This is a genomic window from Chlorobaculum parvum NCIB 8327 (assembly GCF_000020505.1).
GTDB classification, from domain to species: Bacteria; Bacteroidota; Chlorobiia; order Chlorobiales; family Chlorobiaceae; genus Chlorobaculum; species Chlorobaculum parvum_A.
Window position 1 is genome coordinate 1569961 of record NC_011027.1, and the last position, 19690, is coordinate 1589650.

Consider the following 19690-nt stretch of genomic DNA (forward strand, 5'->3'; position numbering starts at 1 on the left):
TCGTTGTTGATTAATTAAGCATTGATACGGATGTGAACCACCCCAACGTTGACAAAGTTTCATAACGGCCTATATGCCGGAATCTGACGAGGAAACGGCCAAAGCTTGCTTGCATCAAAAAATCAAAAGCAAACCCCTGAGGAAGATTCAAATGCGTTGATATGATCGAGTATTTGCGCCCACTGAAATTCTGGTAAACGCATAGCAACTTAAAGAAAAACCTTTTGCCCACAGTCCTTTTGCAAACCTACTACCAAATAATAATTCGCCAGTCTCTTTAAAGCAAGGCTTGGTAATCAGTAACGGATGAACAAAAAAAAGAGACAGAGTTACCTCTGTCTCTTTTTCGTTAAAGCTCTTGTAAAAGAGATTACTTAGCAGGAGCAGCTTCTTCGGTAGCCGGAGCAGCTTCTTCAGCCGGAGCTGCGGTTTCTGCAGGGGCTTCAGCCGGAGCGGCTTCTTCAACAGGTGCTTCTGACTTCTGAGCGCAACCAACGAAAGAAACAGAGCTCAGGAGGAACATGAACACGAAAAGTTTTTTCATGATTCGAATGCAGTTTGATTGTCAAATAAATGATTGTGTTACAGCTTGTTCAGCTCTTAAATGATAATCAAAAAGAGAGAGTTTTCAAAAAATCACACTCATGGCTTCAGAAGAATTCTGTACACCATTTATTCGAATAATAATCGCCAAAAATACACCAATATAGTCAAAAAAGCATTTTCAGGCGTAATAAGCAAAAAAAGAAGAGGCGCATCAAAAATTGTCATGATGGTGACGGGTACGCAAGGGCAGGGCCTGCAAAAAATCCTTTACAGCTATATTTTTTTCATCGCCCCTCACTAGCAAAATGCGTTTCAGCCCACAATCTCTTAAATAACAAATCCTCCACAGCGCCATACGAAAAGCAGCCGTGAAGGATTTGTTCATACATTGCATGAGCAATCCCGCCCAAGCATGGTGAAACTGGGGCGGGATGCACTCAAAGGTCGATTAATCGACGAGCATTTGCAGCTCTTCGGCGCTCACCTGATGGAAGTTCAGGTAGCGATAGACCTTGTCGCCATTCTCGGCAAGCGAGCCGACGACCTCCATGTACTTCTCTTTGGTCGGAATCTCGCCAAGCAGTGCGCAGACAGCGGCCAGTTCGGCGGAGCCGAGATAGACCTGCGCGCCTTTGCCCATGCGGTTGTCGAAGTTGCGCGTGCTGGTCGAGAAGACCACGGCGTTGTCCGCCACGCGAGCCTGGTTGCCCATGCAAAGCGAACAGCCTGGCACCTCGGTGCGAGCACCGGCAGTACCATAAACTGCATAGTAGCCCTCTTCGATGAGCTTTTTCATGTCCATCTTGGTCGGCGGCACAACCCAAAGCTTGGCTTTCGCCTGACCCTTGTCGCGCAGCACTTCGCCAAGGGCGCGGAAGTGGCCGATGTTGGTCATGCAGCTTCCGACGAACACCTCGTCAATGTTGTTCGGGCGCTTCTCGTCAGCAAGAATCTCGCTGAGCGTGGCCACGTCGTCAGGATCGTTCGGGCAGGCCAGGATCGGTTCGGTGATTTCGTTCATGTCGATCTCGATGACCGCTGCGTACTCGGCGTCGGCATCCGGTTCGAGCAGCTCCGGCTTCTTGAGCCACTCCTCCATCTTGCCGATGCGGCGCTTGATGGTTTCGGCGTCACCGTAGCCCTCGTCGATCATCTGGCCGAGCAGCTTGACGTTGGACTCGAGATACTCGATGACCGGCTCCTTGTCGAGGCACACGGTGCAGGCCGCGGCGCTGCGCTCGGCAGAGGCATCAGAAAGCTCGAACGCCTGCTCGACCTTCAGCTGCGGCAAGCCTTCGATTTCCAGTACTTTACCGGCGAAGATGTTCTTCTTGCCCTTTTTCTCGACAGTCAGGAGGCCTTTTTTGATGGCGACGTACGGAATGGCGTTGACCAGATCACGCAGGGTGATACCGGGCTGGAGTTCGCCCTTGAAGCGCACGAGCACCGACTCGGGCATGTTGAGCGGCATGGTGCCGGTCACGCCTGCGAAGGCTACGAGGCCAGAGCCTGCCGGGAAGGAGCAGCCGATCGGGAAGCGAGTGTGCGAGTCGCCGCCGGTGCCGAGCGTATCGGGCAGCACCATGCGGTTCAGCCAGGTGTGGATGACGCCGTCGCCCGGTTTGAGCGCCACGCCGCCGCGGCTCATGATGAAGTACGGCAAGCTGCGGTGCATCTTCACGTCGGACGGTTTCGGGTAGGCCGCCGTGTGGCAGAAACTCTGCATGAAAAGATCGGCGCCGAAGCTCAGGGCGGCAAGCTCCTTGATTTCGTCGCGGGTCATCGGGCCGGTGGTGTCCTGCGAGCCGACGGTGAGGGTCTCGGCTTCGACATACATGCCGGGGCGAACGCCATCGAGGCCGCACGCCTTGCCGACCATCTTCTGCGCCAGCGTGTAGCCTTTGCCGGTATCGGCGGGCTGTTCGGGACGGCTGAAGATCGACTCTTCGCCGAGGCCGAGCACCTTGCGGGCCTTGCGGGTGAGGTTGCGGCCGATGATGAGCGGAATACGTCCGCCAGCGCGAACCTCGTCGGCCAGCGTGTTGGGCTCGAGCGAGAAGGTTGAGATCACCTCGCCGTTCTTCTCGATAGTGCCTTTGAAGGGATAGACGTCGATCACGTCGCCCATCTCCATCGAGGTCACGTCGGCCTGAATCGGTAGCGCTCCGGAGTCTTCGGCGGTGTTGAAGAAAATCGGAGCTACGATGCCGCCGATCACCACGCCACCGGTGCGCTTGTTCGGCACGGCGGGGATATCGTTGCCGAGGTGCCACTGCACGGAGTTAATGCCCGATTTACGGCTGGAACCGGTGCCGACCACGTCGCCGACGTAGGCGAGCGGGTTGCCCTTCTCTTTGAGCTTGGCGATGGTGCCGATCGGGTCGTCCATCTTGGAGCCGAGCATGCTGAGCGCGTGCATCGGAATATCGCTGCGGGTAAAGGCCTCGCTGGCCGGGGAGAGATCGTCGGTGTTGGTTTCGCCCGGAACCTTGAAGACCGTCAGGGTCATCTTTTCGGCAAGCGTCGGCTTCGAGGTGAACCATTCGCCGTTGGCCCATGATTCGAGCACCTCTTTGGCGTAGCTGTTGGTTTTGGAGAGCTCGACCACCGTGTCGAATGAATCATAGACGAGCAGAGTCTTTTTCAGCGCAAGTGCGGCGGCTTCGGCAACTGCGCTATCAGCGCTCGAAAGCGCGTCGATCATCGGCTTGACGTTGTAGCCGCCGAGCATCGTGCCGAGAATGCGAACCGCCTCGACTGCATCGATGGCTGCGCACGATGCTTCGCCGCGAATGATCGCATCGAGGAACGAAGCTTTCTCGAGCGCCGCATCGTCCACGCCGGGGCTGATGTGGTTCACGAACAGATCGACAAGATACTCCTGCTCCTGAATCGGATTCTCCTTGAGCAGAGCGATCAGCTCGACGGCCTGGTCGGCGGTCAGCGGAAGCGGCGGAATTCCAAGTTTCGCGCGTTCCTCTGTATGGGCGCGATACTGACTGATGAGACTCATATAATGATCTCCATTGAAAAGATTATGAGTGATTATTCGATGGTAATTACGGCGAACGGTAAAAGCCGGAATGGTATCTGCCTGAAAAAAGGCAAAACGTTAAAATAACCCCACTGCAAAAGAAATGCAAAATCACAAAAGCAGGAGCAGCTGAGGAAACCGAACTTTTTGAGGAGAAAAAGAGGTCGAAGTTAACAATTTCAGAAAATGGGTGGGGCTGTCAGATCGCGGTGAATTTTTTTAAACCGGGCAATTGCACGGCTGGATACAAATCTGACAGAATGGACGACGAAACGAATGTTTCACGAAGCGTCCGGACGGTTCACGCACGGTCTCGACAGACAATAATCAACTGATAAACATGCTGTCACCATAGCTTAGAAAACGGTAGTCGCGTTCGAGGGCTTCCTGGTAGGCTCGCCTCAGCAGCTCTTTTCCTGCAAAAGCGGCGGTGAGCATGAGCACCGTGGAACGTGGGGCATGGAAGTTGGTGAGCAGGGCGTCGATAATTCTGAACTCGTAGCCGGGATAGATAAAGATGTCCGCCTCACCACTGACCTCCTGCGAAAAATCGCTATCGAGCAAACGGGGTGCGGCGTGTTCGAGCGCGCGGGTGACCGTGGTGCCGACGGCGACGACTCTCCCGCCACGGGCTTTGGCCTCACCGATCTTGTGGGCGCTCGATTCGGGGATGTTGTAAAACTCGCGGTGCATGACGTGCTCCTCGAAGGTCTCGGAGCGGATCGGCAGAAAAGTGCCGAGCCCAACGTGCAGCGTGATGTGGACGACATCGACTCCCTTGGCCTTGATTTTTTCGAGCAGCTCGTCGGTGAGATTGAGCGAGGCGGTCGGCGCGGCAACCGAGCCGGGCAGCTCGGCGAACACCGTCTGGTAGCGCTCGCGATCCACCTCTTCGGCGTCGCGCTTGAGGTAGGGCGGAATCGGCACGGAGCCGTGCGCTTCGAACAATTCGGTAAGGTTCGCCGTGTCGCACGAGAGACGCGCGACGCCGTGGTCGGGCAGCGCTTCGACCGTAAGTTCCGCGCCGTGCGCCAGCAAGCGGTCGCCGACCTTCAGCCGTCCACGGTAGAGCGCGAGGTTCTGCACGCCTTCGTGCTTTTCGAGCAACATCAGTTCGATGCGTCCGCCGGTCGGCTTGTTAGCAATGAGCCGCGCACGGATCACCTTGCTATTGTTCAGCACGAGCAGGTCACCCGGACGGAGTCGCTCGTGCAGCGAAGCGTAAACTGAATGGGTGATCGAATCCGCCGCCCGGTCGAGCACGATCAGCCGCGTCGAGCCGCGTTCGGCTGGCGGGTAGGTTGCGATGCGCTCTTCGGGAAGGGTGTAGTCGAACTCTTCGACCCTCATAGCTTTTTCAGTCTGACGCGAACCGCTTCGGCGTGAGCCTGAAGCCCCTCGTGGTCGGCGAAGCGGGCGATCTTCTCCCCGGCCCTTCCGAGTTCACCCTTCGACCAGGCGATGATGGAGGTGTGCTTCACAAAATCGCGCACCGAGAGCGGCGAGAAGAAACGCGCCGTGCCGTTGGTCGGCAGCGTGTGGTTCGGCCCGGCGAAGTAGTCGCCAACCGTCTCGCACGACCACGGCCCCATGAAAATCGCGCCGGCGTGGCGCAGGTCGGGCAGAATCTCCCATGGATTTTCGACGTGCAGTTCGAGGTGCTCCGGCGCGATCATGTCCGACACCTTGCAGGCCTCCTGCATCGAGTTCGTGACGACTATGCCGCCGTTGTCCGTGAGCGCTTTGGTGATGACTTCGCCGCGCAGCATCGTGCTGGCGAGACGAGCGGCAGCTTCCTGCACCGCCTTGGCAACTGCGGCGGACGGCGTGATAAGCACTGCCGAAGCGTCCGGATCGTGCTCGGCCTGGGCGAACATGTCCATCACGATGAACTCCGGATCGGCCTTCTCGTCTGCAATCACCACCACCTCGGACGGCCCGGCGATGCTGTCGATGGAGACGTGGCCGAACACCTGCTTCTTGGCCAGCGCGACATATTTGTTGCCGGGGCCGGTGACGATGTCCACCTTCGGAATCGACGCCGTGCCGTAGGCGAACGCCGCCACGGCCTGCGCCCCGCCAAGGCGGTAAACGCTCGTGATGCCCGCGACCTTCGCTGCGGCGAGAATGTGCGGGTTGACCTTGCCCTCGGCATCACAAGGCGTGGTCATGTAGATTTCATCGACGCCAGCCACCTGCGCGGGCGCGGCGTTCATCAGCACCGACGACGGGTAGGCCGCCTTGCCGCCCGGTACGTAGAGCAGCGCTTTCTCCATCGGCGTCACGCGCTGGCCGAGAATCACTCCCCCCTTCTGCTCGTAGAAAAAACTTTTCTCCGCCTCGTTACGATGAAACGCCGTGATATTGGCATACGCCTCTTCGAGGATCGAGATGAACTCCGGATCTGACTCCGCGTAGGCAGCATCGATCTCCTCCTGCGGCACCATCATGCTTTCGAGCCGAACCCCCTGAAAGCGCTCGGTGTAGTCGAGGATAGCTTTGTCGCCCTCGGTTCTGACCCGATGCAGAATCTCATCGACCGTCTTCTGCGCTTCGGGATCAAACGATACCGTCCGGTTGAGTTGTTCTTTGAGGGCGGCTTCGTCCTGAGGAAAAGTATAGATCGTTAGCACGGCTGATTCGATGATTTTTTGTGATAGCCCCGCTTGAGGAGCGTTATTCTTTGGCCTGTAATGTAATCAATACCCGCTTGAAACGAAACAGCCGAACACGACGACCCCGGCAGCGGAGGGCTTGAAGAGCGCATCAAAAAGAGGCTCGCACGACCAATGATTTCATTTGAAAAAAAGGTTCCTTTAAGTACTTTTAGAATTCATTTGAAACCCTTGGAATCCAGCCTGAAGAGTACCGCGAAAACGTACCTTGATGTGGGGCGCCATTCCGACCGCTGTCGGAGCAACGCTGCAATCGGGTCGCACAGCAATTTTTTCAACGTGCTCAGAAAAAAGCTCTTTTCAAGCCTCTATGCACCATACCAAGATCTTTACTCATCATGAGCTTTTTCGGTAACCTGTTCAGAGACATCGCCATCGATCTCGGAACAGCCAACACTCTCATTTTCATCCGCAACAAGGGCGTCGTGCTCAACGAGCCGTCCATCGTCGCCCGCGACCGCAATACCGGCAAAGTCGTCGCCATCGGCCACGACGCCTTGCTGATGCACGAAAAAACGCACCCCGGCATCGTCACCATCAAGCCGCTGGCCAACGGCGTCATCGCCGACTACGAGGCAACCGAAGAGCTGATTCGCGGCCTCATCAACAAGACCAAAAAGCAGTTCTCGCTCGGCATCCGCCGCATGGTGATCGGCATTCCGTCCGGCATCACCGAGGTGGAAAAACGGGCCGTGCGCGACTCGGCAGAGCACGTCGGCGCCAAGGAGGTCTATCTGGTGGCCGAACCGATGGCCGCCGCAATCGGCATCGGCATCGACGTCAAGGAGCCGATGGGCAACATGATCGTGGACATTGGTGGCGGGACGACTGAAATCGCGGTGATCTCGCTCGGCGGCATCGCTTCGGGCGAATCGCTGCGCGTGGCAGGCACGGACATCACCAACGCCATCATCCGCCACTTCCGCAAGGCCTACAACCTGGCCATCGGCGAACGCACGGCTGAAGAGGTGAAAATCAGGATCGCATCGGCGTACAAGCTCGACAAGGAGCTGACCATGATGGTGCGTGGCCGCAACCTGGTGACCGCCCTGCCGGAGGAACGCGAAATCAACTCCGCAACCATCCGCGAAGCGATCGCGACTCCGATCAGCCAAATCATCACCTCGGTCAAGAAGAGCCTTGAGGTCACCAAGCCGGAGCTTTCGGCGGACATCCTCGACCGCGGTTTGTTCCTTGCGGGTGGCGGCGCGTTGATCAAAGGGCTGGACAAGAAGATCAACGAGGAGACCAAGCTGATGGTGCACATCAGCGAAGACCCGCTGACCGCCGTGGCGCGCGGCACCGGCGCAGTGCTCGAAGATCTGGAGAACTACCGCTCGGTGCTGCTCTCGACCAAGCGTTACTGAGCTTTGCGCTCGCGGGCTTCGTCAATCAGCCTGCGATAAAACGCTTCGTACTCTTGAACCTTCAGGGCGGTCTCGAACCGCCCTGCCTGGTTTACGGCCGCGTCCGAAAAGCGCTGCCAGACGGCATCGTCTTTGAGAATTGAAATCGCGCTGCGGCTCATGCCTTCGATGTCGCCGTGGTCGTGCAGATAGCCGTCAATCCCCTGCCGCACGAATTCCGGGAATCCGCCCGCATCGGTCACCACCACCGGCACCCCGCATGCCATCGCTTCGAGCGCCGCAAGTCCGAACGACTCGACGTTGCTCGGCATCAGCATCAGGTCGGCAATGGAGAGCAGCGGCACGATGTCGTCGAGCTTGCCGAGGAACCGCACCTTGCTGCCAAGCCCGTTGCGCCGCACCCAGGTCTCCGCCTCGCTGCGATCCGGCCCGTCGCCCACCAGCAGCAGCGTTGCCTCAACGTCACGCTGAATGCGCTCGAACACCGCCAGCACATCCATGATGCGCTTGACCGGACGGAAATTCGAGATGTGAATCACCACCTTGCCGCCGTCCAGGCCGAGCATCTGCTTCGGGCGATTATCATCGAGACGCTTGAACAGCGCCGTATCGACAAAGTTGTGAATCACCTCGATAGGCTTGCGCGGGTCGAACATCTTGATGGTCTCGTCGCGCAGATAGCCAGACACGGCGCTGATGCCGTCCGACTTGTTGATCGCCAACCGCACCGCATCTTTCATGCTCTTGTCGGCACCGACGATGGTAATGTCCGTGCCGTGCAGCGTGGTGGCAATCCGGAAGCACTGCGACTCCGGGCATCGCTCTTCCAGCATCTGGCGAGCCAGCACGGCGCTGATGGCATGGGGAATCGCGTAATGGGCGTGCACCACATCCAGCTCTTCGTAGTACGCGACCTCAGCGATTTTGGAGGCCAGCGCCAGCGAGTAGAACGGACTCTCGAACAGCGGATAGTGCATCGCCTCCACCTCGTGGCAGAAGATGTTCTTGGAATAGAGCCCGAGCCTGAACGGGGCTGCCTGGCTGAAAAAGTGCACCGTGTGGCCTTTCGTGGCCAGCGCCTTCCCCAACTCGGTCGCCACTGCCCCGCTACCGCCGTAGGTATGATGACAGGAAATCCCGATTTTCATAATTGGTAAATCGAATTACTACAATGATCTATGCTCGAAAGTACGAAAATCGGAGGAGAGTTGAAGAGGTGATATACAAGGACGATAAGTGATTTTACATTTATTGTCATTCGAAACGAAGCAAAGCAGAGTGAAAAATCCAGCTCTTTCAGAAAACCACAAATAAAGCTTTTGGCCAGCAGGTCGATAATGTCAGCCACTCTGATGCGCAAACCTCGGAGACAAAGACGTCCACCAGACTACCCCGGATTGATGGTAATTCTTTTTTGCTACTCGTTCATGATAGATTTTTTTGTTGGTTTTCATTCATAAAAATAATGAGAAGCATCGAATAATAGCCCCTAAAAGCATTGTTTATACCACAAACATAAACACCAAAAAAGTCACTAAAAGCAACAAAACAAACATCACTGAAAAACACCCACCCCCTTGAAAGTCTTTACTGTTAAACCCAGCATCAGGATGACGAATATTAGGATCAAAAAGCTCTAAGTGCTTCTCGATAAGAGCAGAAGCCGTCTTATAGGCTTTTGTTCTTTTGCTTGCTCCTTCCAATAGGGCGCCGTTTGGGCTTGTCCATTGTCCAAACCAAATGACATCTTGTCCACTATGGCGCTTAATCGAAGTTAGAATTCTGGGATCGGCGGCTAAAGCTTTCCCTATTTCTTTTATTTTTGCCGAAATAACACTATTAGCCTCAGGATGATCTACAGCACCTTTTACAAAGCTACGACAGATTCGATAAGCATACCAAGAAGCCAAATCTTCATCTCTCTTTTCATTCTCTAGTGTGTTCCAAATAAGGTCAAACAAAGCTCTCTTGGTGATGTACTTAGGAACTTCAATTCCAAAATCACTCGCAGCCTTTAAGTTTCTGTCACTTGGCGGATATTTCCGAAAAAGAGCCTCATCTATTAGCTCACTTAATTCACTTCGCCTAATACCTTGAGGATTTCTGACTCCCAAGTCTTGTGCGTATTTGATTTGTCGATCAGTAGGCATATCACTTTTATCCATATTTACTTCGACATATATTTTATAATTTTCACTTTAAGGACTCATAAATAACATTCTTAAAAGAATCAATTTAAAGTAAGGTCCCGATTGCCTGAAACAATGACCCCAGCGCAATAAGCCACATGCCAAACTGGAAGTATTTCTTTTCAACCTTAGCACGAGTAACTTCAACTTTTCCTCCATCACAAAAAAGACCATAGTATGGAGTTTTAAGTGAAGCTACAACAACGCCAATTATATCAATATTCAGCCCTGAAACAGCAAGTAACTTCTTCATAATGTCATTATTGATATCTGTCGTATAAAAGAACAATGGCCAAATAACAATCACTGAGAGAACAATAATTGCTTTATGAATTACTGTCCACTCAACCTTAACTTCTTCATCCTTTGGGTATATTGGCCGTTCATTCATAGTATTTTCTCAAACAATGTGATTTGAGGTCTGTATAAAATACACAAGAGTTTAAACAACTCTGAGCCGACTTCATCGTATTTTCCTGAAGCGAAACTCAAAACTGCATCGCATTCGATTTTGCATGCTCGATGGTCGTACGAACAAGATTGCCTTGTAAACATCATCACCTCATCTCCCGGAACCAACTCTCAGCTCCGGGAGAAGCTTCATTTAATCAGCTCGTGAAAAAGTCAAAAATATTGGCAATTTTGCTCGATTCTGCCCTGTAAATTTCAGTATACTGACAAAGCGTACAGGTAACGGTGGTAAACTTTTTGTTTTGCACATCGAAAATTTTTGCAAACAAACCGCCTGTCGCTGCGAATTGACCTGTTTCGAAATAACGGTTGCCACATTTAGGGCATTCCCAATTCTCCTTTTGCATATTCCACTCCTTCCTGAAAAGGTTAGTTGTTGTTTCCGTAAAAAGTAAAGTCAACCAGCAATCACAGCCCTCGGCAGCTGTATTAACCCTGATTATTTTAAGATAATTAAATAACCGATAAGCGTAAGCTCACCCTTATTGCCATAACAATGCTATTAAAAAATATCGTATTTCTTATCATAAATAACACCAAGAAACTGCATTTTTGCTTTAATAGTGGCAACAGCAACATCAAAAGCATACCTAATACCATTCACATAGCATATTTCATCTCCATAATATGTCGGAATTGGGCGCTCGGCAATACGAAGACCTCTAAAAATCAGTTGAATTATTATTTCGGTGTCAAAATGAAAATCAGCTGTATTTAATTGAAAAGGAATTTGCTTTAAAGCCTCTACAGAATACACCCTGTAACCAGAATGAAACTCGCTTAAAGAGGTTTTTAACATTCGATTTTGAAAAAAAGTAAGAATTTTATTACCAACAAACTTATACATAGGCATACCACCTTTTAAGGCTCCGAAAGGCTTCATCATTCTGGATCCGAATACAGCCTCTGCCTCACCCTTTATGACGGGCTCTATTAAATCATGCAAGCATTCTGGAGCATATTGACCATCACCGTGAAGTAAAGCAACACAGTCATAATTTTGCTCAATAGCGTATTGGTACCCGATCTTCTGATTGCCTCCATAACCCTGATTTTTAGGGTTTACCTTAACATGGGTCTTAAATTTAAGATGGCTGCTTTTTATTGCCTCATGGCAACGCACTACAGTATCATCAGAGGATTTATCATCTATAATTAAAATTTCTACCTCATAATCATCAAGGAGATCTTCAGGAATGCGCGTCAAGACCTTCTGAATTGTCTTTTCTGCATTGTAAGCCACAATAAAAATTAAAACTTTAGGTCTCTGAACCATTGTTCAATCATTTATTTTTGAAGGATTTCCGGCACATTACTCCAGAACCAGAAATACTTTTATTTTGCCTTGTAATGATTTGGGAACCGGATATATTTGAAGCCATGTCGGGACGTTTCCTTTCCAAAGCTGGTGGTGAAATATTTCACCCATATCATTCTTTGCTTTGTCATCCTGAATAAAATAATCACCGATTCCTGACTCTGGTCTACCTATGATTATTACCTGTATACCCCTTCGTTGAATAATCATATGGGCATCACTTTCGTTTAGCGCATTCATAACATGATAGGTATCAAGTATACCTGAAACATTCCGATGTGATGGTGTACCAATAACCTCATGTGGAGTTTTATAAAGAATTAAGGGGCCCATGTACATACTTGTAAGAGTTCGTCTTTTTTCTTCTTTAAAAAATTTATCCTCATTAAGATAGCGGCTAAATTGTAACAAAAATTTTCCATCCCTTAACAAATTCCCCTGACTACTGGAGCTAAACATCTTAACAGGAAGAATAAACAAACCAAAACAACAAACAATAATATAAAATGATCTTACCAACGCATTATATGGCTGGCCAACATTATTCTGAATATACGCAAAAGGAAGATAAAGCAAATAAGAAACTGGTATTAAAGCGCATAAAAAAGCATATGTAATCATACGATAAGTCAAGGCTGACCAAACTATAAAAAATATATTCACAATCATTATAAATACCCAAACTTTCTTCTGCCTATCAAAACTATGCCACACAAAAAAAGAACTGATAGGAATCGCAGGCAGCGTCATAGCCCAATATACAATAGCTGATTTCGGCAAATGGCTATTCGCAGAAAACAATCCAGTAAACTCTGTTGTTTGATTTAAATAGATTGATTTTACTACAGGATCAATTTCTGCAAGTGGGCTTCTAAAAAAGAGCGGGAATAATTCGTGCATCAAAAAAATACACACAAAAACCCCAAATATTGCCGCAAAAATTCGAGAAATTTTCTTCTCAATAATCTTAGAATACCGGCTCACGAAAAAGATAACTATCCAAAAGAACGTAATAGTAAGCCAAAGAAATACATGAACGATTGATCGACGATCATAAACGACTTTCATTAAATCATCGAATCTTGTATCAACAAGCATTGTCAACAACGTTGAAATCAACAACGTAAAAGAGAAGAGAATATTTTTACTTTCAAAAGGCTTACCCTCAATTACCCAAGCAAATCCTAAAACAGAAAAAGCGATTAGAACGATTACAATATTTTCAATACTAAACCAAAGAGAGATACCGCCAACAATCCCACATATAGAAAGTATTTTCAAATTATCATTCAAAATCGACTTAATAAAGAGAACTATAAATAGTGAAAAAATAAAAAGAAGCGCTCCATGGTGATCGGGAATACCCGGCATAAATACGGAAGTGATTTCTGGCTGAAAAGGAAAAATAATCCCAAAAAGAGAAGCGCGTGCATCTCCAATCAAATCACGAACCCCCCAAAAAAGCACAAGAAAAGAACAAATATGTAAAATTGGGTTAACAAACATGGACCACCAAAAAAGAGCGGCATTAAAACCAACAAAAAAAGAACCCACATATGCTCCAGCATATAATATCAAATCAAAAGCTCTCGTCCAGTGAAGATGCTCACCATATGGAGCATTACTTCGAGGAATTATAGTATCGTATAAATTGCCTGTATGATATAAACTTTCAACTCTCAAGAGATGCCAGTACCCATCAAAATCACGCAGTGTTATTTGATTTAAAATCGCCTCATGGTTATTAATGAAAATTGATGCATGAATTAACAGAATCACTATAACAATAAATACCGGATGGTATCCGCTTTCTTCATTATCATAAGCCACAAAATGATCATTGACATTTTTCAGCATTTTACGTCTCTTTTTTTTAAATATATCCGCAATAACTTTCAGGCCGATCTTTTTTATTCACGCAAAAAAAATTATCGTTTTAATTTACCATTCTACTCAACTACTCTCAACTTATAATTATGACAGATTCAGATAACATCCAAACGTATTTAACGACTTTGATTTTTACAAAATGCAGAATAATATACAAAATATCGCCGCTTATAAACCAATACTTTTGATTAAAACAGTGGCTTTTTAAGTTGGGAATTTCAAGAATAACAAACAGGCTCTCGCTTCATCCATATGATTTAATTTACCAGGTATTGTGATACTGACCGATGGCATTTTTTGCATTCTCTGAACTTCTAAAAACTGCTTTCAGCCAATGGAAAGAAGCTTGTCCTTAGCCACCGGTCTTGCCCCCCTGTCCCCCACCCAGAAAACTGGACCGATCTAAAATAGAGTTTTCGGGCAACGAGTAACTCGAACCAAACAAGGAAAAACTGCCATGAAACAAAAAAATTCATTGGGGCGCAGATGGCCATTGCTCGCCGTCAGGCCAAAACCAGTCTCCGTATCGAAGGTGGGCATGGATCTCGTAGCCGATCGGCAAATCAAGGCTTATGATGTCGTGAAACATCTAAACCATCAGGTTCACAGTCGAAAGGTTGTATGCCTGGCGCGGCTGCGAGGCGATAATGGTTGCGTGTTCATCCCGAAGAAGCTGGATCGCTGAGCTTATGACAGGGAGTGCCGGACTTCTCCCGTTCTGGCAAACCGACGGATAACCCCTATATTGAATCATTTAACAGGAAGTTACAGGACAAGTGCCTGTCGGAAAACTGGCTCCTGGACATGGAAGATGCGAGGCAGAAAATCGAAGCCTGGCGAAAGGAATACAGCGCGCTCTGGCCCCATTATTCCTTGAAACAAGTGACACCTATGGAATGCATTGCAACACAATGCAATAGATCTGAAAACTCTAATTTAGCCATTCCAGCTACGGGCATATAAGCAGATTTACGATTTACAACGAAGTCTTTAGGCGTAAAACAAACTATCATGAAAGCTGTTATTCTTGCAGGTGGTCTCGGCACCCGCATCTCCGAAGAGACTCACCTGAAGCCAAAACCGATGATTGAAATCGGTGGCAAGCCGATTCTATGGCACATCATGAAAATTTATTCGGCTTACGGCGTTCACGACTTCATCATCTGCTGCGGTTACAAGGGTTACCTGATAAAAGAGTATTTCGCCAACTACTTTCTGCACATGTCGGACATCACGTTCGACATGGAGCATAACGAGATGCAGGTCCATCATCATAAAGCCGAGCCCTGGCGCGTCACCCTGATCGATACTGGCGAACACACAATGACAGGTGGCCGTCTCAAGAGAGTGCAAGACTATGTGAAAGACGAGAAGGAGGTCTTTTTTACCTATGGAGATGGTGTTAGCAATATCAACATAGATAAATTGCTTGCTTTTCACCGTTCCAAGGGAGTAAAGGCTACTCTTACGGCAACCATGCCTGCTTCCGGTCGCTTTGGCGTGCTCGACATCGATAAGAACCACAAGGTTCATACCTTTAAGGAAAAGCCCAGAACCGATGGAGCAATGATTAATGGCGGCTTTTTCGTTCTCTCGCCTGAGGTGATCGATTATATTGAAGGTGATCACACCTCATGGGAACGGGAACCTCTGGAGCGTCTTGCTGGAGAAGGTGAGCTTGCCGCTTATGCCCATCATGGGTTCTGGCAGCCAATGGATACCCTGCGTGACAAGGTAATGCTCGAAGAACTCTGGAAAACGGGCGCCGCTCCATGGAAGCTCTGGTAAAGTGGTAATGGCGGATGAGACGATGCTGAACAACTTATTTTGGGCCGGTAAAAAAGTTCTTGTAACCGGGCACAGCGGTTTCAAGGGCTCCTGGCTTGTTATCTGGCTGAAGATGATGGGAGCCGAGGTCTCCGGCTACGCCCTCGCTCCGTTGACTTCAAACGACAACTTCGTACTCTCCGGCATCGGAGAGCATATCGCCTCTCAAATCGGTGATGTCAGGGATTTTGACACACTGTTTCGCGTTTTTGAACGGCAGCAGCCGGAGATCGTTTTTCATCTCGCCGCCCAGCCGCTGGTCAGGTATTCATACGAAAATCCCAAAGAGACCTATGACGTCAATGTTGGCGGCACGGTCAACGTTTTTGAATGCTGCCGCCGCTGCGATTCGGTTCGGGTGATCATCAACGTCACGACCGACAAGTGTTACGAAAACAGGGAGTGGGTCTGGGGTTACCGGGAAAACGACCGGCTTGGCGGATTCGATCCCTACAGTTCAAGCAAGGCGTGCAGCGAACTGGTGACTGAGGCTTTCCGGAACTCCTTTTTCAATCCTGCGGACGTTGCCCGACATGGCAAAAGTCTGGCGTCGGCCAGAGCCGGCAACGTTTTCGGAGGCGGCGACTGGCAGGTTGACCGGATTCTCCCAGACTGCATAAGGCATCTCGAAAGGGGTGAACCGATCGTGGTGAGAAATCCTCACGCTGTCCGCCCGTGGCAGCATGTGCTCGAACCGCTTTCCGGCTACCTGCTGCTGGCCGAGAAGCTCTTCGAGAATCCTGGGGTTTACGAAGGGGCCTGGAATTTCGGGCCGGAAGAGTCCAGCTTCCTGACGGTCGGTGCACTGGTCGATTCTGTCGTCAAGGTCTGGGGAAGCGGATCGCGGGAAAACCGTTCAAATCCGGAGGCAGTTCACGAGGCCCATCTGCTCAGGCTCGACATCACCAAGGCCAAAGCGCTTCTCGGCTGGAAGCCGATATGGAGCATCGATCGCGCGGTCAGCGAAACGGTGAACTGGTACCAGCAGTACCAAAGTGGCCGGATATTAGAGATTTGCCAGGCGCAGATCGAGGCTTACATGAATAGTTGACAAGCGGAGAAATGCGTATGAAGGTGGTGTTTCTCGGCACGAACGGATGGTATGACTCATCCACAGGCAAGACGATCTGTACTCTTGTCGAAACCAGCGCATCGGTGATCGTGCTCGATGCCGGTAACGGCTTGCAGAACGCTGACCGGTTCATGTGTGCCGACAAACCGGTTCACCTGTTTCTGAGTCATCTGCATCTCGATCATATTATCGGCCTGCACCTGCTCAACAAGTTCAGTATTCCAAAAGGACTGACCATTCATTGCCGTAAGGGCGATCTCCAACATCTCAAAACCATCATCGCCCCGCCCTACTCCCTGCCTTTTTCCGCCCTTTCGTATCCGGTTACGCTCAGGGAGCATGACGGAACAGCCATCGAACTCGACGGCTTTACGGTTCAGTCGGCTCCAATGCGCCACTCGGTACCCACGATCGGCTTTCGCTTAGGCATCGAAGGCAAAACCGTGGCCTATTGCCCCGACACCGGCTACTGCCAAAGCGCGGTCGAGCTGGCCAGCAATGCCGATCTGTTGATAGCCGAATGTGCTTTTCGAAGTGGCGAAGAGAATCAGGACTGGCCGCATCTCAATCCCGAAAGCGCAGCCAGGCTCGCCCTCGAGGCAGGAGCCAAACAGCTCGCGCTGGTGCATTTCGATGCGTTCAGGTATCCCGACAGGAAAAGCCGGATGGAGGCGGAACAGGCCGCGCGCAAGATTTTTGTGAACGTTCTGGCAGCCGAAGACGATCAGATTATTGCGTTATAACCACAAGCAGAAACAGGAGCCCGGATAATTGATGACAAACAAGGCAGAAGCTCTGAAGCAGGAGATCCTGAACAAAACCAGAGAGTACTACGAACTGGTGCACAAGCCTGCTCAGCAAGCCCCATTTCAACCCGGTCAGTCACGGGTGGCTTACGCCGGCAGGGTGTTCGATGCGCAGGAGATGGTCAACCTTGTTGACAGTTCACTGGAATTCTGGCTGACCTCCGGGCGGTATGCCGAGCAGTTTGAAAAAGAGTTTGCAACATTTCTTGGTGTTCAATATTGCTCCCTTACCAATTCCGGTTCCTCTGCAAACCTGTTGGCCTTTATGGCGCTTACTTCACCGAAACTCGGCGAGCGCCGGATAAAGCCGGGTGATGAAGTCATAACGGTAGCTGCCGGCTTTCCAACCACGGTAGCCCCGATTATCCAGTATGGAGCCATTCCGGTCTTTGTGGATGTTGTACTGCCGACCTGTAACATAGATTGCTCGCAGCTTGAACTTGCTCTATCGGATAAAACGAAAGCCGTCATGCTGGCACACACGCTGGGCAACCCTTTTGATCTTGCAACAGTCAAGGCGTTCTGTGATGCCAACAATCTGTGGCTGATAGAAGACAATTGCGATGCTCTTGGATCGCGCTATGAGTTGAACGGGAAATGGCGATATACCGGAACCATTGGCCATATAGGCACCTCCAGTTTTTATCCCCCACACCATATGACCATGGGTGAAGGTGGGGCTATCTACACTGATGATCCGCTGCTTAAAAGGTTGATCGATTCATTCCGGGACTGGGGTCGAGACTGCTGGTGCCCTTCAGGCAGGGACAACACCTGCGGGAACCGCTTTGGGCAGCAGTTTGGAGAGCTTCCGTTCGGTTACGATCACAAATATGTTTATTCGCATTTCGGATACAATCTGAAAGTGACCGATATGCAGGCCGCCATTGGGTGCGCTCAACTTGAAAAACTGCCGGACTTCATTGCTGCACGCAAAAAAAACTGGCAGATGCTTCGTGATGGGCTGGCGCCCCTGGAAGACCGGTTCATATTGCCCGAGGCGACAAAAGACAGCGAGCCATCATGGTTCGGATTCTTGATGACGGTAAGAGAAAATGCAGGTATTACACGCGACCAGATGGTCAACCATCTTGAGGCTAACGGAATCCAGACCAGAATGCTATTTGCCGGGAATCTCGTCAAACACCCATGTTTTGATGAGATGCGTCGCGACCGAAAAGGCTACCGGGTGGTGAGGGGGCTAAAAGTCACCGACAAAATCATGCGAGATACTTTCTGGTTGGGGTGTATCCGGGAATGAGCGAGGAAAAAATTTCCTGGATTATACAAGTTCTATCAAAAAAGGTAGAAGGAAGATGATTGAACAAAAAAAAAGAGTTGTCAAGGGCGTGTCCTGTTTGCGGGTGCGGTTATGGGGAGATTATCCACCACATGGATTTTGTTTTGGAACCAGAAAACCCCTTGCCTACCTCATATGATGTTGTAAAATGCACAGATTGCTCATTTCTGTTTGCCGATGTTGATGCTGATCAGGCGAAGTATGATTTGTATTATGAGCTGCTTTCTAAGTATGAAGATAAGAATACAGCCTCAGGCTATGGCGATACAGAATACGATAAAAAACGATTGTCTGTTACTGCTGATTTTATATCAGGGCTATTGAGCAGAGAGAAGGCTATTCTTGACATTGGTTCCGGAGGTGGTGGACTGTTAAAAGAACTAAAAGAAAAAGGATATTCAGACTTAAACGCTCTTGAGCCTGCCTCGAAGTGTGTTCACGAAATGCCTTCTTACATTAATGGAAAGTCAGGATCGTTATTCGATGATTTGATGCAGATTTTTGAGGGCAAGAAATTTGACTTGATTATCCTTTCTCATGTGGCTGAACATATTTATGATTTAAAAGGGGCGCTAAAAAATGTTATATCCCTTCTTAAAGCGGATGGTAAGATTTATATAGAGGTGCCTGACGCATCAAGATATGCTAATTTTTATAAAGTCCCGTTTTATTACTTTGATGTTGAGCATATAAATCATTTTGATCGTAACTCATTGGATCACCTTGCTCTTTCTGTTGGTTTGGCCAGTAATGAGGTGGTAGAAAAAATTATTGAGGTCAGCGGAACTGATTTATATCCAGCAGTGGGCATGGTTTTTATTCGTTCAAATGCTGGATATGAATTAAAAAAATATGTTGCCAAGTCACTACTTGACACTCGGCTTGAGTCGTTAAAAAACATTATTGACTCACAGCTCAATATAGCTATATGGGGAGCAGGCAATTATACCAAGCGCCTGCTTGCGTCTTCAATGCTGGGTGAAGCAAAGATATCTTTCTTTGTTGATTCTGATAGTGGAAAACAGGGGAAGTCGTTATTCGGCCGTCCGGTTTTTGGGCCAAATGTGTTGTGTGAATTTTCCGGACCTGTTGTTGTTGCTTCAGCACTGTTTGCTTCGGAGATTCTTGAGCAAATAAAGAAGATGAAAATCGACAATCAAGTAATTGTTCTTTAAAGTTATTTAATCCTTTATTT

The 19690-nt window shown here is 49.6% G+C and carries 17 protein-coding genes and 1 pseudogene; 8 read left to right on the forward strand and 10 right to left on the reverse strand.

The window, feature by feature from the left end; genetic code table 11:
- Positions 1-370: 370 nt before the first annotated feature.
- From CPAR_RS11190 to hisD, 4 genes are all read right to left on the reverse strand, one after another.
- Positions 371-544, reverse strand: coding sequence for a hypothetical protein (locus CPAR_RS11190; RefSeq protein WP_198002609.1), 174 nt, complete (start codon positions 542-544; stop codon positions 371-373).
- A gap of 450 nt (positions 545-994) precedes the next feature.
- Positions 995-3559, reverse strand: coding sequence for a bifunctional aconitate hydratase 2/2-methylisocitrate dehydratase (gene acnB / locus CPAR_RS07295; protein ID WP_012502670.1), 2565 nt, complete (start codon positions 3557-3559; stop codon positions 995-997).
- 348 nt (positions 3560-3907) lie between these two features.
- Positions 3908-4930 (reverse strand): tRNA preQ1(34) S-adenosylmethionine ribosyltransferase-isomerase QueA, encoded by a 1023-nt coding sequence (queA, locus tag CPAR_RS07300; protein WP_012502671.1) that lies wholly within the window; start codon positions 4928-4930, stop codon positions 3908-3910.
- Entirely contained in the window at positions 4927-6213 is a 1287-nt protein-coding gene (gene hisD, locus CPAR_RS07305) for a histidinol dehydrogenase (RefSeq protein WP_012502672.1), read from the reverse strand. The genes queA and hisD overlap by 4 nt, the downstream gene beginning before the upstream one ends.
- A gap of 380 nt (positions 6214-6593) precedes the next feature.
- Between hisD and mreB the strand changes: the two genes are divergently transcribed.
- Entirely contained in the window at positions 6594-7622 is a 1029-nt protein-coding gene (mreB, locus tag CPAR_RS07310; protein ID WP_012502673.1) for a rod shape-determining protein, read from the forward strand.
- On the opposite strand, the gene bshA is transcribed toward mreB, so the two are convergent.
- The 6 genes from bshA to CPAR_RS07340 form a co-directional block, all read right to left on the reverse strand.
- Positions 7616-8770, reverse strand: a complete 1155-nt coding sequence (gene bshA / locus CPAR_RS07315; RefSeq protein ID WP_012502674.1) for an N-acetyl-alpha-D-glucosaminyl L-malate synthase BshA — start codon at positions 8768-8770, stop codon at positions 7616-7618. The genes mreB and bshA overlap by 7 nt on opposite strands.
- Before the next feature lie 354 nt (positions 8771-9124).
- Entirely contained in the window at positions 9125-9787 is a 663-nt protein-coding gene (locus CPAR_RS07320; RefSeq protein WP_012502675.1) for a hypothetical protein, read from the reverse strand.
- Positions 9788-9857: 70 nt separating this feature from the next.
- Complete coding sequence (locus CPAR_RS07325; protein ID WP_041466169.1) at positions 9858-10202, reverse strand: hypothetical protein; 345 nt, start codon at positions 10200-10202, stop codon at positions 9858-9860.
- Positions 10203-10419: 217 nt separating this feature from the next.
- On the reverse strand, positions 10420-10629 hold the full coding sequence (locus CPAR_RS07330; protein WP_012502676.1) for a zinc ribbon domain-containing protein: 210 nt from the start codon (positions 10627-10629) through the stop codon (positions 10420-10422).
- Positions 10630-10784: 155 nt separating this feature from the next.
- A complete protein-coding gene (locus CPAR_RS07335) occupies positions 10785-11558 on the reverse strand; it encodes a glycosyltransferase family 2 protein (protein ID WP_012502677.1) in 774 nt (257 codons plus the stop codon).
- Between the two features lie 36 nt (positions 11559-11594).
- On the reverse strand, positions 11595-13457 hold the full coding sequence (locus CPAR_RS07340) for a hypothetical protein (protein WP_012502678.1): 1863 nt from the start codon (positions 13455-13457) through the stop codon (positions 11595-11597).
- Positions 13458-13947: 490 nt separating this feature from the next.
- On the opposite strand from CPAR_RS07340, the gene CPAR_RS07345 reads away from it, so the two are divergent.
- The 7 genes and pseudogenes from CPAR_RS07345 to CPAR_RS07370 all read left to right on the forward strand — a co-directional run bounded on the left by CPAR_RS07345 (position 13948) and on the right by CPAR_RS07370 (position 19670).
- Positions 13948-14175, forward strand: coding sequence for a hypothetical protein (locus CPAR_RS07345; RefSeq protein ID WP_041466170.1), 228 nt, complete (start codon positions 13948-13950; stop codon positions 14173-14175).
- Positions 14176-14189: 14 nt separating this feature from the next.
- On the forward strand, positions 14190-14453 hold the full coding sequence (locus tag CPAR_RS11420; RefSeq protein WP_083762340.1) for an integrase core domain-containing protein: 264 nt from the start codon (positions 14190-14192) through the stop codon (positions 14451-14453).
- 48 nt (positions 14454-14501) lie between these two features.
- Positions 14502-15278 (forward strand): glucose-1-phosphate cytidylyltransferase, encoded by a 777-nt coding sequence (gene rfbF, locus CPAR_RS07350; protein WP_012502679.1) that lies wholly within the window; start codon positions 14502-14504, stop codon positions 15276-15278.
- 22 nt (positions 15279-15300) lie between these two features.
- Positions 15301-16368, forward strand: a complete 1068-nt coding sequence (gene rfbG / locus CPAR_RS07355; protein WP_198002610.1) for a CDP-glucose 4,6-dehydratase — start codon at positions 15301-15303, stop codon at positions 16366-16368.
- Positions 16369-16385: 17 nt separating this feature from the next.
- Positions 16386-17132: an MBL fold metallo-hydrolase gene (locus CPAR_RS07360; protein WP_012502681.1), complete on the forward strand. Its 747-nt coding sequence runs from the start codon at positions 16386-16388 to the stop codon at positions 17130-17132.
- A gap of 31 nt (positions 17133-17163) precedes the next feature.
- Positions 17164-18515 (forward strand): annotated as a pseudogene (gene rfbH / locus CPAR_RS07365) (lipopolysaccharide biosynthesis protein RfbH).
- Positions 18516-19670: a class I SAM-dependent methyltransferase gene (locus CPAR_RS07370; RefSeq protein ID WP_012502683.1), complete on the forward strand. Its 1155-nt coding sequence runs from the start codon at positions 18516-18518 to the stop codon at positions 19668-19670.
- The last annotated feature ends 20 nt before the right edge of the window (positions 19671-19690 follow it).

Coding starts and splice junctions, on each gene's coding strand:
- rfbG (WP_198002610.1), top strand. CDS start 15,301: ATGCTGAACAACTTATTTTGGGCCGGTAAAAAAGTTCTTGTAACCGGG.
- CPAR_RS07345 (WP_041466170.1), top strand. CDS start 13,948: ATGAAACAAAAAAATTCATTGGGGCGCAGATGGCCATTGCTCGCCGTC.
- CPAR_RS07325 (WP_041466169.1), bottom strand. CDS start 10,202: ATGAATGAACGGCCAATATACCCAAAGGATGAAGAAGTTAAGGTTGAG.
- bshA (WP_012502674.1), bottom strand. CDS start 8,770: ATGAAAATCGGGATTTCCTGTCATCATACCTACGGCGGTAGCGGGGCA.
- CPAR_RS07360 (WP_012502681.1), top strand. CDS start 16,386: ATGAAGGTGGTGTTTCTCGGCACGAACGGATGGTATGACTCATCCACA.
- CPAR_RS11190 (WP_198002609.1), bottom strand. CDS start 544: ATGAAAAAACTTTTCGTGTTCATGTTCCTCCTGAGCTCTGTTTCTTTC.
- mreB (WP_012502673.1), top strand. CDS start 6,594: ATGAGCTTTTTCGGTAACCTGTTCAGAGACATCGCCATCGATCTCGGA.
- CPAR_RS07340 (WP_012502678.1), bottom strand. CDS start 13,457: ATGCTGAAAAATGTCAATGATCATTTTGTGGCTTATGATAATGAAGAA.
- CPAR_RS07335 (WP_012502677.1), bottom strand. CDS start 11,558: ATGGTTCAGAGACCTAAAGTTTTAATTTTTATTGTGGCTTACAATGCA.
- rfbF (WP_012502679.1), top strand. CDS start 14,502: ATGAAAGCTGTTATTCTTGCAGGTGGTCTCGGCACCCGCATCTCCGAA.
- queA (WP_012502671.1), bottom strand. CDS start 4,930: ATGAGGGTCGAAGAGTTCGACTACACCCTTCCCGAAGAGCGCATCGCA.
- acnB (WP_012502670.1), bottom strand. CDS start 3,559: ATGAGTCTCATCAGTCAGTATCGCGCCCATACAGAGGAACGCGCGAAA.
- CPAR_RS07320 (WP_012502675.1), bottom strand. CDS start 9,787: ATGGATAAAAGTGATATGCCTACTGATCGACAAATCAAATACGCACAA.
- CPAR_RS07330 (WP_012502676.1), bottom strand. CDS start 10,629: ATGCAAAAGGAGAATTGGGAATGCCCTAAATGTGGCAACCGTTATTTC.